Genomic DNA, 14,572 nt, shown 5'->3' with positions numbered 1-14,572 from the left:
CACGATCAAAATTCGCTTGAATCTCCGACTTCCTTTATAATGCACTTTGTTTATCCGTTTATTGAAGTTGAAATATGCATCGCAGCAGTGGAAAGTCTAAAAATAGCAAGACCTCAAGCGCCCCTAAACAAAAAATCAGTTATGAAAAAAAGGCTGATCCTGCGATTTCAGAATACTCAACTTCATCTTTGAACTGGTTGCGTAAAGCTGAATTTCTGATGAGTGCACCTAAACTGAATCTTTGTGTAGAAGATACCGGTTATGAAGTTGCCTTTGCAGGCCGTTCAAATGCAGGAAAATCAAGTGCTATCAATGCATTGACCAATCAAAAGCAATTGGCCCGCGCATCGAAAAGACCTGGCCGTACGCAAATGATTAACTTTTTTAGTTTAGGTAATCCAGATCAACGCCTTGTCGATTTACCAGGTTATGGTTATGCAGCTGTACCTGAAGCAATGAAAATTGTCTGGCAAAAAGAACTTGAGAATTATTTGATTCATCGCAAAAGTTTACAAGGTCTGGTTTTGCTCATGGATATTCGCCACCCTTTACAACACTTCGATGTGATGATGTTGGAATGGGCATATTCACGTCACTTGTTTGTGCATGTACTGTTGACTAAATCCGACAAACTCAACCGTGGCCCTGCCAGTAAAGTATTGTTAGATGTACAAGAGCAATTGAAGAAAATGAAGTTGAATTTTTCTATACAACTGTTTTCATCACTCAACAAACAAGGTCTAGAAGAACTCGCTTCGATTATGGCAGGTCGCTTAAATTACACCTTAGACAAAACTTTAGATTTTGATATTGATGCAATTCCTGAAGCCACTGAAGATGATTTGGATGATGAGTTCATTGATCAAGACCAAGAATCCGAATTCAATAGTGAAAATATTGATGGAAATGTAGATGAAAATCCACAAGCATAAATAAAAAAGTCTTGTCTAACAAAATTCATCACATATTGATACTGGAATGTCCTAAATTGCTAATAACTATTTAGGACATTTTTTTATACTTGAATAATAAAGTGTGAAATCACCAAAGAAAAATTAGGACACTGTGATGAAGTTACTCGCTAAATTAAAGAACAGTCGGATTGGATCGTCTATTCAGTACCACATCAAACCACGTAAAGTGAAATTTGAATGGCAAGATACCCCTGTCGATTGGATTCCAAATCAGCCATTTGTCAGCTACTTTATCAATGAAATTAACAACATTCTTCCAGCAGGTGAATTTTGGTTTTGCCGTTTATACAATCGTGTTTTACCCAAAATCACAGATGAAAAATTGGCTGAAGATGTTCGTGCCTTTATCCGCCAAGAAGCGATGCATGCTCAAGCACATGCTTCAGCAAATAAAGAATACTTAACTGTGCGTAATATTGATATTCAACGTAATCTTGAAATTATGGATTTCTTGTTTGGCAAATTACTCGCAGATCAACCACTCGGCTTTAAAGTACCCAAAGTCCTTGATCATCAATGGGATTTGTTCCGTTTAGGTATCGTCGCCACTGTTGAACATATGACTTGTGTCTTGGGTAAATACGCCCTTTACAATAAAAAATGGGCGGAATTGGGTGCAGATCCAAATATGCTTGATTTAGTCAAATGGCATGGTGCCGAAGAGATTGAACACCGTACAGTGGCTTTTGATCTGTATCGTCATTTGGGTGGTGGTTATATTTCTCGTTATTATCAAAGTGTTATCGTGATTGCCGCTGTATTGGGCTTATGGGTTGATGGTGCTGCACATATCATGGGGCAAGACCCACGTTATGCAGATAAAAAACCTGCTTTTTATAAGCCTTGGATTTGGCGTGAATGGGCGAGTATCGCACAATCAGATAATCGCTTAATGCCACATCCATTATGGTTGGTTTCACAGCAATTGGGCTATTTAATGCCTTGGTATGATCCAGTACATGAAGCTAAAACAGAAGATGCAATTGCTTATTTGGATCAATCCCCTGCAGCAAAACGTGCATTGCCTAGAGTTGCAGCATAATAACTGTTAAAACTAATCAATACTGAAATCAAATAAAAAAAGCAGGATTTAGATCCTGCTTTTTTGGGTCAATCTTTTAGAACAAGATCCTAACCATACACTAAGTTGGACTTTCCATATCTTTGGTATTTCGGTCAACAACCACACTAATCATCATATCCCCTTGTACATTCACTACGGTACGTACAGTATCGAGAATACGGTCAATTGGCAGAAGAATCGCAATTGCTTCCGCTGGTAATCCCACAGATTGCAGCACCATGATCATGGTAACCATGCCCGCACTTGGAATACCCGGTGCACCCAATGAAGCAATCATCGCGGTCAAACAAACAATCACTTGTTGGGTAATTGATAATTCTAAACCCATTAAATTGGCAATAAAAAGCGCTGCTGCTGCTTCATAAAGTGCTGTTCCATCCATGTTTAACTGGGAACCAAAAGGAATCACAAAGCCTGCAATTTGTGGACGCACACCTAAATTTTCTTGAGTACATTTTAAACTCAATGGCATGGTTGCAGAACTTGAACTGGTTGCAAATGCTGTAATTAATGCTGCACGCGTTCCTTTAAAAAAGGTAATCGGATCCATTTTTCCAAAGATCCATAACAACAATGGCAGAACCACGACACCATGAAATATGGTGGTTCCCGTAACAACAATAGCAAACTCAGCAAGACGGCTTAAAATAGAGATGTCTTCTGTTGCAATTAGCTTTGCCATTAAAGCAAAAATACCAATTGGCGCAACTTTCATCACCCAACCAACCAACATCATCATGATGTCAAAAAACTGACGTGCCAGTTGTTTGATTGAATTAAAACGCTCTCCGCCATGTACCAGTGCCAAGCCCAATAACAAAGCAAACAGCACCACTGCCAAAACATTACCGTCACTAAATGCTTTAAATGGATTGATGAGGGTATTTTGAATAAAATTGGTTAAAAATGAGCTGGGTGTCAGTGAATCTGGGCTTTTATGTTGATTCATTGCATCTTGAAACATTGCAATATCCACACCTTGTCCAACACTGAATAGATGTGTCGAGGCTAAACCGAGGATAAGTGCCAATGTCGTTGTGGTTACACAACAAGCCAAGGTTATTTTCCAAACTCGACTGAGTTGACTGCCCGCTTCTAAGTTTGAAACACCCACCAAGATTGAACTAAAAATAAGTGGAACCAAAAGCATTTTTAATAAACCAATAAAAATACTACTGGCGATGCTCAAACCATAAATGCTGGCATCTAAAAATTGAGTATTAGGAAATTGATTTAATAAAAATCCAAATGCCACACCAAGAATGGCTGCAATAAAAATTTGGGTGTTTAAACTCATCTTCGCTGACTATTATAAATATTTACACGTTGAACTATGCCATTGAAGTTATTTAGAATCGAGCATTTTTTTGTCACAAGCTCTGCTAAAAAATAGAAAAGCCATCATAGATGATGGCTGAGTTTCACGATTAGCGTATCAGTGCAAATGTATTATTGAGTTTCGATTTCACGTACTCGCATCAAGCCTTCTTGAACTGTACTACACACCAATTCGCCATTTTGCCACATACGACCAAAATTCAGACCGCGTGAATTTGCACTGACTGTTGCATCCATATCGTACAGCATCCAATCATCTGCTTTCACTGGTTTATGGAAATAGATCGTATGATCGATACTGGCACATTGCAAACTTGGCGAGAGGTAATTGAGACCATGCGGGCGCAAAGCAGTCATCATCAAGGTATAGTCCGAATAAAACGCAACAATTGCCTGATTTAAGGAAATATCATCCGCCTGTTCTGCAGCTAATGGCTCATGCGTACGCAAGTAATGTGCATAAGACGGCGCTTCAGGTTGTGGTTGAAATGGATTGGTCACATTGATCGGACGGATTTCTACCTGACGTGGACGCATAAACGCAGCACGAATATTTTCTGGGATAAAACTAATTAAATTTTCTTTAAGCTCTTGCTCTGCTTTTAATTCATCAGGTGCTGGATATTCTGGTTCAGCAATTTGATAATTCAAACCTTCTTCAGGTGTTGCAAATGACACCATTGCAGAAAAAATGGTACGTCCATGCTGGATTGCACGTACTTGGCGACTTAAGAAGCTTTTGCCATCACGTAACCGATCAACTTCATAAATGATTGGGGCATTGATATCCCCACCATATAGGAAATACGCATGTAAAGAATGTACGGGGCGATCAGCGGTGTATGATGCTGCCCGCAGTGCTTGTCCTAAAACTTGCCCACCAAAAACACGCTTACCAACTAAATTTCGACTTTGACCACGAAAAATATGTTCTTCAAGTTTTTCAAGGGTTAAAAGCTCTACAAGCTCTTGGGTTAAAGCATTCATAAGTGACCTTTCTATATACTGAATACTGACTTTATTCCAATGGATAGAACAAAGTATCCATATTTTAGAGATTTAACTCTATTTTGCCATAAGTCCTGAGAGAAACATTAAATTTTCATAAACTGTATTGTCACTTCTCTTGTGCTGATGGATTGTTTAAAATACGTTTTTTAACGATAAAATCTGACAAGCGACCCGCAGTTTGTCAGAAAATGACATACTGTTCTGTGCTTTAATTACAGAAAATATTTTTTATCCGCTTTATTGCGTGATTCACCATTGGCTAGGAGTATTTATGTCCAAGAGTGGCTTTGGTCAAATGTATCGTCGACTTTCGAGTAAAATACTTGACCTTGTGGTAACACCACATGTTCTTGGAGAGGTTCCTACAGAAGCTCAAGCTTTAGACCCTTCAACTGAAAATTCTGAGCTCATTCAGCCCACAACTCAAAAAGTTGTCTGCTATGTTCTACAGAATTACTCACGAAGTAATGCTTTAGTTGTTGATGGTGAAACACGTCGTTTGCAGCTTCCTCCTGCACTTGACCCATTAATGATTGGCAATAATCGCGAAAAAGCTGCGATTTTATTTTTACAACACCAAGATGAAAACAATTATTTTAATCCGCCTACGCATGCTTATCCGCCGCGTTTAGTCAGATTGATTGAATCACTTGATCAAAATGTTGATTTAGATATTGAATTAATCCCTGTCACAGTACTGTGGGGACGTTCACCAGATAAAGAAGACTCTTGGTTTAAACTGTTATTTACCGATACTTGGGCAACGCCAAGTAAAGTTAAACAGTTGATGAACATTGGTTTACATGGTCGACAGTCATTCCTAGAATTCCATGAAGCGCAATCACTTAGAGCTTTAGTCGATCATGCGAAAATTGCTCATCCCAATATTTCACCAGCCACTTATATTGTCAATCAGTTAAATGACTACTTAGATCGTCAGCGTGAGGTCATTCTCGGTCCAGATTTATCTGATCGCCGTAATGTCATGCAATCACTGATTAAAGCCCCTGATGTACAGGATGCAATTCGTAAAGAAAGTATTCGCTCAAAAATCAGCATGATTGATGCTGAACATAAAGCGATAGGTTTTGTAAATGAAATTGCATCCGACTATTCTGCATCGGCTGTACGCTTTGCAGATATGGCTTTGACTCGTCTATGGACACAACTTTATGACGGCGTTGAAGTACATAACTTCAATACTGTGCGCGAGTTAGTCAAAGACTATGAAGTGATTTATACACCTTGTCACCGTAGCCATATCGATTACTTGTTGTTGTCTTATGTGATTTATAAACGTGGTTTGATGGTGCCGTATATTGCTGCAGGCGATAACCTTAACATGCCATTTGTCGGTCAATTACTGCGTGGAGGCGGTGCATTCTTTATCCGTCGTTCATTCCGTGGCAATGCACTTTATACATCAGTATTTAAAGAATATTTATTTAGCATCCTGTCTAGAAACACACCTCTTGAATACTTTATTGAAGGTGGTCGTTCTCGAACTGGGCGTTTGTTACCACCGAAAACTGGCATGCTCGCAATGACAGTACATGGTCATTTGCGCGGCCGTGCCAAACCGATTGTCTTTATCCCAACCTATGTCGGTTATGAGCGCTTGATGGAAGGCGCAACCTATGTGGGCGAAATGAATGGTAAGCCAAAAGAAGCTGAATCCATCTGGGGAATCTTGCAAACCCTGAAAAAAATTGAGCGTATTTTTGGTAAAGTGCATGTCAATTTTGGTGAGCCTGTTTTCTTAGATGACTTACTCAAAGCACATGGCGCTGATCAAATCACCATTGAACATAATGATGATCCAATTCCGCAAGAAGTCTCAGATGCAGTAACCAGCTCGGCAAATGCGATTCTGGAAAATATCAACCGTGCTGTGGTCATCAACCCTGTTTCATTATTGTCACTGATTTTATTGGCAACACCAAAACACACACTTGATGAAGAAATCTGCATTAAACAGCTTGATACATATCGCAAGTTATTAACCGCAAATCCTTATGACAGCCGTACTCAGGTCACACCATTGTCAGGCAAAGAAATCATTGCTTATGGTATGAAGCTGAAATTGATTAAACGTGTTCAACACGTCCTTGGCGATATTATTGCCATTGAAGACAATCAAGCCATTTTACTGACTTACTTCCGCAATAACATTTTGCATGCCTTTGTTTTACCGTCGTTGGTTGCGGCATTGGTCGAACATAATGGCAAGATCAGTAAGTCTGATTTACTCAATGTGATTCGTACCCTTTATCCATTCTTAAAAGCAGAGTTGTTCTTAAAATGGAAAGATAGTGAAATCAAGGCTCAAGTGACTGAATATGTCGATGCTTTGGCTCAAGCGAATTTAATTTTTGTCGATGATGAAGATTTTATTTTCAGCCCTGCGCCAAACTCAGAAGACCATAATCAATTGGCTGTTTTGGCTGCTCCAGTACGTCAAAGTCTTGAACGTTATTACATGACACTGGCTTTAATTACTCAACGTGGCTCTGGAAATATCTCGATTCGCCAAGTCGAAGAATTAAGTCACTTGGTTGGGCAACGTTTATCTGTGTTGTATGAGTTCAACTCACCTGAGTTCTTTGATAAAGCGTTATTCCAAAGTTTTATGAAAGTCTTAACTGAACAAGGCTATATCAAAACCAATGAAGACCATGCCATTGTTTTTGATGAGCAGTTTAGAAATGTTGCGCAATATGCCAATTTGGTGCTTGATGATGTAACTTTGCAAATGCTGCACCATATCACCTCATTTACAGATGAGGAGTTAAAAGAAGCTTTAGATGCTTTAGCCGCTCAACAAGCCAAGAAGCGTTTAAAACGGAAGAAAAAATAAAAGCTTTAAAGTACCTTTTTCCTTTGGGAGAAGGTTGGGATGATTACCTCTCCCTAACCCTCTCCTGCAAGGAGAGGGAACTTCTCAAAGCCTCAATTATTGAATAATCCTAAGGCTCAACGAGCTAATTTATAATTTTCAGATTCTAGTTTGATATATCTAGCTACGAAAAAGTAACAGTTTCATCAGCTAAATTTATTATTTCTATTTTTAGGCTCTAGCCCCACCAACAACTTATCTGCTGACTAAATTTTACAGTAGCTTCCGAAACGTCAGACTCATTCTAGCCTGTTCAATATTTGATTTTGGAATACAATGTTGCCATTCCTCCTGAATCTTCTGACTCATATAAATTAAGCTGCCAGATGCCAACAAATACTCAGAAGCTACCTCATAAGCATTTATTTTTCTAAATTTTAAAATCCGCTCACCACCTAAAGAAATAATCACAACACCAGTTCCTGAAACAAGGACATCTGTTTGATCCGAATGCCATCCCATACGCGCCTGACCATTCATATAATAATTAATAAGACAATTATTTGGTTCAAAACTCAAAGTCTCTTTAATTAAGTCAATAATCGGTCTTATTTCACCCAAAAAAGGAGCTTCAGGATAGGACATTTGAGAATAATTATAAGCTTTACCAAAACTCGCAGTTTTACGTGCTGTCATACGCTCATCCCATATTATTTTCCTATTTAAAAGAGCAAATAATTTATGGTTATCTTTTAAAAATTCTTTAATATAAATAATATCTTCCACTTAAGTCTCGCTAATTTAATTTAGTACTCTGACAATAATTTTTGCTCATAATCAATATAACAATTTTGATGCACACACTTAAATCCTGTTGCAAGCATCCTCCCCGCAAAAATCTGCTTCCCTGTTTGATTGGAACTTTCCAAAACCAAGTGCGATAAATTCAACTGTTGTTGGAACCATAAAATTATTTCATGCAATGGTAGCGGTTGATTATTTGTACAAATATATGATTTTTCTGGATGTTCCACGTGAAGCAAATGCGCTAAGAAATGTGCAAGGTCATCTATATGGATTCGATTTGACCAATGAATATTGGGATAGCTGTGTGTGGTTTCTGCAAGTTTAATCATACGAGCAACGGATGTGCCATAAATCCCAGTTGGGCGCACAATCACACATTTAGCTGGATAAGCCTGTTGCCATCGCCGCTCCATTTCCAATAACAACTGCCCCTGTTTATCACTTGAAATAGGCGTTGACTCATCATCAATACGTTCACCATGGTTTTCCCCATAAACACGTGTCGATGAAACCACAATAACTCTTTTGAGCGGATGGTCTTTTAAAGCCCTTACAATCGGCTGTACCGAATCAACATAGGTTTGTTGATAATTTTCGATAGCACTTAGCGGAGAATTTCGAGATGGTGCGAGCAATACATACACCACATCGACAGGCTGAATTTGCGCTAAATCGAGTTGTTGAATGTCTTGAATCAAATGTTGTGCGAAATCATCATCTTTCGCACTTCGGCTAACTGTGGTAATTTGGTGATCTTGCTGAAATAATTGTTTGGCAACACGTTGCGATGTTTTACCATAACCAATAAATAGAATATGCATTACACGACCTATTCTTCGAAACCGATTTTCAAAATCAATCAAACTTAAGTTGAGGGGACATGGCTGCCGTCCATCAATTGCAAGGGGTTGGCAATGCCGCCGCTGCTTTACTTGAAAAACTAAATATTTTCACCACAGATGATTTACTGTTTCATTTGCCACGTGATTATGAAGATCGTAGCACGATCATTCCCATGAACCAATTACAAGTCGGTCGTAGTTATCTCATGGAAGGCGTGGTCAGATCAATCGATATGCCACCCGGTAAACGCAAATCAATGGCGATTTTATTGCAAGATGATTTTGGCAAAGTTACTTTACGCTTCTATCATATCTATAAAGCACTCACAGATCGTGCTAAAGCGGGTAATCGTTTAAGAATCTTTGGGGAAGTCCGTGTAGGGGCTCGGGGCCTTGAACTTTACCATCCTGAGATCCAGTTAATTACTGAACATACAGCACTCCCTAAAACCCAACTGACAGCAATTTACCCTGCCACAGAAGGCTTAACTCAACCCAAATTACGTGAATACGTTAAGCAAGCTTTAAACCAGCACGCTGATGCTTTACCTGAGTTATTACCTGAAAAATTCACCAATGGTTATGCGCTTAAACAGGCATTGGAGTATATTCATCACCCTCCTGTAAATGCCAATATGCTGCAACTTTCACAAGGTTCTCACCCTGCTCAACAACGTTTAATTTTTGAAGAGTTGGTTGCACATCAAATCAGCCTATTAACCCGACGTGCTTATATTCAACAAATTGCAGCGCCAGCATTTTCAACCAGTAAAAAATTTGCAAAAGCCTTATTGGCAAGCTTACCTTTTGAAATGACCAATGCACAGAAACGTGTATCAAACGAAATTGCCAAAGATTTAAAACAAAACAAACCTATGTTGCGACTGGTTCAGGGTGATGTAGGTGCAGGTAAAACATTGGTTGCAGGTGTTGCGGCTTGTCATATTTTGGAAGAAGGTTGGCAAGTGGCGCTGATGGCACCGACTGAAATTTTAGCTGAACAGCACTATATCAATTTTAAGAAATGGTTCGAGCCACTCGGTTTAAATGTGTCATGGCTTTCAGGCAAACAAAAAGGCAAAGCACGCGCTGCGGCTGAACAAACCATTAAAGATGGAACTGCCAATATTGTGGTGGGGACCCATGCTTTATTTCAGGACAATGTTGAATTTTCCAAACTTGGTCTCGTGATTATTGATGAACAACATCGTTTCGGGGTAGATCAACGGCTAGCTTTACGTAATAAAGGCGTGGATAACACCACGCCACACCAACTGGTCATGACGGCAACACCAATCCCTCGTACACTGGCAATGTCTGCATATGGTGACCTAGATACTTCAGTGATTGATGAATTGCCTCCTGGGCGTACTCCCATTCAAACAGTCACGATTCCACTTGATAGACGCGAAGAAGTGTTGAATCGTATCACCACCAACTGTGCTGAGGGTAAACAGGCCTATTGGGTCTGTACTCTGGTCGAACAATCTGAAACTCTCGATGCTCAAGCCGCAGAAGCCACCTATCAAGAGATTAAAGATCGCTTTCCACAGATTAATATTGGCTTAGTCCATGGAAAAATGAAAGCCGATGAGAAGCAACGGGTCATGCAACAATTCAAAGACAATGAATTGCAACTGCTGATTGCAACGACAGTGATTGAAGTCGGGGTCGATGTTCCAAACGCTTCCATTATGGTGATTGAAAATGCTGAACGCTTAGGTCTGTCTCAGCTGCATCAGTTACGTGGACGGGTCGGTCGTGGTGCAACCGCAAGTTTCTGTGCCCTACTCTATAAACATCCTTTATCACAAAATGGCCAAGAACGTTTACGCATCATGCGTGAAACCAATGACGGTTTTATCATTGCAGAAAAAGACTTAGAAATCCGAGGACCGGGTGAATTACTGGGCACCAAGCAAACAGGAGATTTGGGTTTCCGTGTTGCCAAGCTAGAACGAGATGATCATTTACTTAATCAAGCACATTATGTTGCCAGTCAAGTACTAAAAGATGATCCAAAAAATGCTGAAGCTTTATTAAAACGCTGGTTACCTGAAGCACCGAGATATGCCTATGTCTAAACATGTATTTAGAATATCCATGCATAAACATCATAGCTTAGATATTTGATTCATTCAGTCTAACGATGCTTATCAAAATCTATAACCACAAATGATGACATGGAGGTTGTCATAACATGGTGATATGAAGATTAAGCGATATAAAGCTTAATAAAAATCTGCTATTGATCTATTCAACACACTATGCGAAATTAATCCCAAATAAAAAATAGAACAGAGCATGCTCCAATTTATCAATCAACTTCTCCATAAAAGCATACAAAGCCTTTCCCCTTGCCTGCTTTGTGGAATAGATCGACAACAACAGCATTCCCTTTGTAACACGTGTTGGAACGAACTTCCTTGGTATAAGCAGCATATAGAACGGCATCAACACCAGATTGTTTGTGCTCACCGTTACGACTTCCCAATTGATCGCATCATCCAAGTCTATAAATATGAACAACAACTGCAATATCAGACACTATTGGCACAAAGTTTATTGAATTTAAGCCTACCTAAAATTCAAGCCATTGTTCCTATGCCAATTTCTACTGCTCGTTTAAAAGAACGTGGCTACAATCAAATGCTGATTATCGCCAAAATCATGGCAAGGCAATTAAATATCCCAGTATGGCAACCCGTGATTCGAGAAGCACAACACTCACAAAAAGGTTTAAGTAGAATTGAGCGCTTAGAAAATATTGAATATCAATTTAAAATGATCGAAACAGAAAAAAGAAAATATAAAAAAGTAATGATTATTGACGATGTCGTGACCACAGGCAGTTCAATTCATGCTTTAACCCATGCTTTAGAAAACTTGGGTTGCCAGCAGATTTATAGCGTCTGCATTGCCGCAGCTCAATAAATTTTCATCATCGCTCAGCAATACATACATTGTGAAGCAAACATAGCAAAAATTATGAATGGATTAAATTTGCTTTACACCATGGGATCACGATCTCTTTGGTCAATGGCGCTAAAAGCGTTTGCACATCATCTAAATCAATCCATTTCATTTCAGCAATTTCTGCATTGATTTTTGGTGTTTGCTCTAGATCAACTAAATAGAGATAACTCACCAATTGAAAGTCTGCTTCATTGGCCGCTTTTGTTTCAAAACGCCCAATAAACTGAGTAATTTCGGCTTGAACACTAATTTCTTCTAAAATCTCACGCAACATGGTCTGCTCAGGTGGTTCATTGGGTTCTAGCTTTCCACCAACCTGCATAAAAAATTGTGTATTTTGCTTTCTCACCAAGAGCAATTGATTTTTATCATTCAAAATCACAGCTGCCGCGACAGTAATTACATTCATAAGATTTAAAAATAGAATAAAAACACAATATATTGTGACAGCAATAAATTTAAAAACAATATATTGTGTTTTAGTTTTTAACCAAATGTACGATCTGCTTGATCTAATTTAACCAATTCTTCACGTTCTTTTACACCCCATTTTGGTTCTGGTGCTTGATAGTGACTAAACTGGGTTAGAATTTCTTCGATCGAAGCAGAATCAATCAACTGATCTGTAAAACGCGCTTTAGAAAAACCTTTGTCTGTCGTGAGTTGAATAAATTTCAATAAATCATCATAAAAACCTTCAACATTTAAAAATGCACAAGGTTTTAAATGAATTCCCAATTGTGCCCACGTCCATTGCTCAAAAATCTCTTCAATGGTTCCTGCACCACCAGGCAATGCAATAAAGCCATCGGAAAGTTCAGACATTTTTGTTTTACGTTCATGCATATTTTTAACAATATACAGCTCGGTCAAATCTGGATGGGCCAATTCACGATCGACCAAACCCTGAGGGATTACACCAATCACTTTGCCTCCTGCTGCCAAAGCACTGTCAGCAACAATGCCCATTAAGCCTGAACGACCACCACCATAGACCAAAGTTTTCCCTTGCTTGGCGATTGTTTCACCAGTCAGCTCTGCAACATCAGCAAAAATTTGATCCGTACCTAATGATGAACCACAAAAAATAGCAATAGAATTCATAAATTTAACCTAACTTTAATTTTGTCATGCTAAAAATGCAGACGACCAATCAAGATTTTTTTTACAAAACAGCAATGTAATGAGTGTTTTTCCTAAAATCCTTGTCTAAAATACACACATCAAATTGACACCACACTGCGCAAGGGAGAAAAGACATAATGCTTGAAGCCTTTTACGCCACTGAGCGCGGTAGCTTAGAAGATGCAACAATTAATGGTGGATTCGACCTACATCCTGAATTGGTATGGGTTGACCTCATTGCACCTTCACAAGAAGAACAAGAATGGGTTTTAGATGCTTATCAGCAAAATTTACCAACTCTTAAATCTTTAGAAGACATTTCATCCTCTGCACGATTCTACCGTGATGATGATGGGATTCTACATATCAGTACTTATTTTTTAACAAAAAATAAAAATTACCAAGTTGAAGGCGATCCCGAAGATACTTCAAACATGCTTGCCAATGTGCAGACGGTTGCATTCATTTTGCATAAAGACCGCTTATTTACCTTGCGTGGTGAAAAGCTGGTTGCCTTTCGTGCCTTTCGCGCACGCGCACGCCGTAATGACTATGAAATTGAATACAAAGATCCGACATGGATTCTTTTAGGTTTATTAGAAGCAAAACTGGATGAGCTTGCGGATATCTTGGAAGATATCCACAAAGACTTAGAGTTATATTCCACAGAAGTCCTCAACGTGCGTCATCGTGAAATGATTTTAGACTTAGATGACATGATTACTCGTCTAGCACAAAAGGAAGATATGCTTGGAAAAGCGCAACTCTGTCTGATTGACTTACGTCGTGTTTTGACCTTTTTGTCTCGTCCTCGCGCATTGGGGAGCCATATCTATGATGCAGATATTCGAGAGTTGAGTGAGGATGTACGCTCCCTTGTAGAACATGATGCGTTCTTGTTCCAAAAAGTACGATTCTTGCTTGATACCACCTCTGGATTTATTAACACTGAACAGAACGATACCATTCGTCGCTTCTCCATCTTACCCAGTATGCTTGCGCCACCGATGTTGATTGCCAGTATTTATGGGATGAACACTGAGATTCTGCCTTTTGCCCATGGCCACTGGAGCTTTTATGTGGTGATTAGCATCTTAATTGCTTTCTTTGTGGGGCCTTTGGCTTACTTTAGATGGAAGAAATGGATTTAAATACTCCATTCCCCTTATTGGATTGAGTTGAGATTTAGCACTGCTCAATGCAGAAAGAAAAATGAGTCAATAAAAAAGCACCTTTAGGTGCTTTTTTACATCAATATTGCATATGCTAAATTAATTTCAAGTCATCTTGCAAATGGCAAGCTTGAATAATTTTCATCATCTTTTCAGGCACTGCTTTAAACTGCAGCCCCTGAAGATTTGGTGTTTGACGTAACCACTGCACAAACACAGATAAAGCAAGGGTACTGCCATGTTCAAGCTGTGATAGATTCACAGTTATTGGAAAATTTCTCTCATTTTGAATCACTCTCAAACCATTTAAATAATAGCTTTCAGCATTCTCGTAAGCAATTTTACCGCTAACATATAATTCCTGATTTTTAAATTCAATCACTCGCTTGCACCTATCTATGTTATGA

At 39.0% G+C, this 14,572-nt stretch carries 13 protein-coding genes; 6 read left to right on the top strand and 7 right to left on the bottom strand.

What is annotated here, in order from left to right; all coding sequences use genetic code 11:
- Window positions 1-74 precede the first annotated feature (74 nt).
- Window positions 75-932 carry a ribosome biogenesis GTP-binding protein YihA/YsxC gene (gene yihA, locus ACQ7EO_RS02040; RefSeq protein WP_154129675.1) on the top strand — a complete coding sequence of 286 codons (858 nt, stop codon included), beginning with the start codon at window positions 75-77 and terminating at the stop codon, window positions 930-932.
- 136 nt (window positions 933-1,068) lie between these two features.
- Window positions 1,069-2,016: a metal-dependent hydrolase gene (locus ACQ7EO_RS02035; protein WP_056512178.1), complete on the top strand. Its 948-nt coding sequence runs from the start codon at window positions 1,069-1,071 to the stop codon at window positions 2,014-2,016.
- Window positions 2,017-2,116: 100 nt separating this feature from the next.
- On the opposite strand, the gene ACQ7EO_RS02030 is transcribed toward ACQ7EO_RS02035, so the two are convergent.
- Both ACQ7EO_RS02030 and ACQ7EO_RS02025 read right to left on the bottom strand, forming a co-directional pair.
- Window positions 2,117-3,355 carry a dicarboxylate/amino acid:cation symporter gene (locus ACQ7EO_RS02030; protein ID WP_004816854.1) on the bottom strand — a complete coding sequence of 413 codons (1,239 nt, stop codon included), beginning with the start codon at window positions 3,353-3,355 and terminating at the stop codon, window positions 2,117-2,119.
- Window positions 3,356-3,507: 152 nt separating this feature from the next.
- The gene (locus tag ACQ7EO_RS02025; protein ID WP_004816853.1) at window positions 3,508-4,383 is read right to left on the bottom strand and encodes an acyl-CoA thioesterase; all 876 of its coding nucleotides are present in this window, start codon (window positions 4,381-4,383) and stop codon (window positions 3,508-3,510) included.
- Window positions 4,384-4,678: 295 nt separating this feature from the next.
- Here ACQ7EO_RS02025 and plsB point away from each other — a divergent pair, with 295 nt between their 5' ends.
- Complete coding sequence (gene plsB, locus ACQ7EO_RS02020) at window positions 4,679-7,264, top strand: glycerol-3-phosphate 1-O-acyltransferase PlsB (RefSeq protein WP_434278783.1); 2,586 nt, start codon at window positions 4,679-4,681, stop codon at window positions 7,262-7,264.
- A 252-nt stretch (window positions 7,265-7,516) separates the two neighbouring features.
- On the opposite strand, the gene ACQ7EO_RS02015 is transcribed toward plsB, so the two are convergent.
- Complete coding sequence (locus ACQ7EO_RS02015) at window positions 7,517-8,029, bottom strand: alpha-ketoglutarate-dependent dioxygenase AlkB (protein WP_434278782.1); 513 nt, start codon at window positions 8,027-8,029, stop codon at window positions 7,517-7,519.
- A gap of 20 nt (window positions 8,030-8,049) precedes the next feature.
- Complete coding sequence (locus tag ACQ7EO_RS02010; protein ID WP_434278781.1) at window positions 8,050-8,871, bottom strand: NAD-dependent epimerase/dehydratase family protein; 822 nt, start codon at window positions 8,869-8,871, stop codon at window positions 8,050-8,052.
- 59 nt (window positions 8,872-8,930) lie between these two features.
- On the opposite strand from ACQ7EO_RS02010, the gene recG reads away from it, so the two are divergent.
- Both recG and ACQ7EO_RS02000 read left to right on the top strand, forming a co-directional pair.
- A complete protein-coding gene (gene recG, locus ACQ7EO_RS02005) occupies window positions 8,931-10,976 on the top strand; it encodes an ATP-dependent DNA helicase RecG (RefSeq protein WP_434278780.1) in 2,046 nt (681 codons plus the stop codon).
- 220 nt (window positions 10,977-11,196) lie between these two features.
- Window positions 11,197-11,826 carry a ComF family protein gene (locus ACQ7EO_RS02000; RefSeq protein ID WP_434278779.1) on the top strand — a complete coding sequence of 210 codons (630 nt, stop codon included), beginning with the start codon at window positions 11,197-11,199 and terminating at the stop codon, window positions 11,824-11,826.
- 52 nt (window positions 11,827-11,878) lie between these two features.
- Here ACQ7EO_RS02000 and ACQ7EO_RS01995 read toward each other — a convergent pair whose 3' ends face one another.
- A complete protein-coding gene (locus ACQ7EO_RS01995; RefSeq protein WP_434278778.1) occupies window positions 11,879-12,277 on the bottom strand; it encodes an NUDIX hydrolase in 399 nt (132 codons plus the stop codon).
- A 77-nt stretch (window positions 12,278-12,354) separates the two neighbouring features.
- Window positions 12,355-12,972 (bottom strand): TIGR00730 family Rossman fold protein, encoded by a 618-nt coding sequence (locus tag ACQ7EO_RS01990; RefSeq protein WP_004816846.1) that lies wholly within the window; start codon window positions 12,970-12,972, stop codon window positions 12,355-12,357.
- A 158-nt stretch (window positions 12,973-13,130) separates the two neighbouring features.
- Here ACQ7EO_RS01990 and ACQ7EO_RS01985 point away from each other — a divergent pair, with 158 nt between their 5' ends.
- Window positions 13,131-14,144, top strand: coding sequence for a magnesium and cobalt transport protein CorA (locus tag ACQ7EO_RS01985; RefSeq protein WP_004816845.1), 1,014 nt, complete (start codon window positions 13,131-13,133; stop codon window positions 14,142-14,144).
- A gap of 115 nt (window positions 14,145-14,259) precedes the next feature.
- Here ACQ7EO_RS01985 and ACQ7EO_RS01980 read toward each other — a convergent pair whose 3' ends face one another.
- Window positions 14,260-14,547, bottom strand: coding sequence for a toluene tolerance protein (locus ACQ7EO_RS01980; protein ID WP_314338727.1), 288 nt, complete (start codon window positions 14,545-14,547; stop codon window positions 14,260-14,262).
- Window positions 14,548-14,572 lie beyond the last annotated feature (25 nt).

The sequence above is a fragment of the Acinetobacter sp. CE-15 genome, assembly GCF_051059255.1.
Taxonomy (GTDB): domain Bacteria; phylum Pseudomonadota; class Gammaproteobacteria; order Pseudomonadales; family Moraxellaceae; genus Acinetobacter; species Acinetobacter guillouiae.
This window is presented reverse-complemented; position numbering and strand designations above follow the sequence as displayed.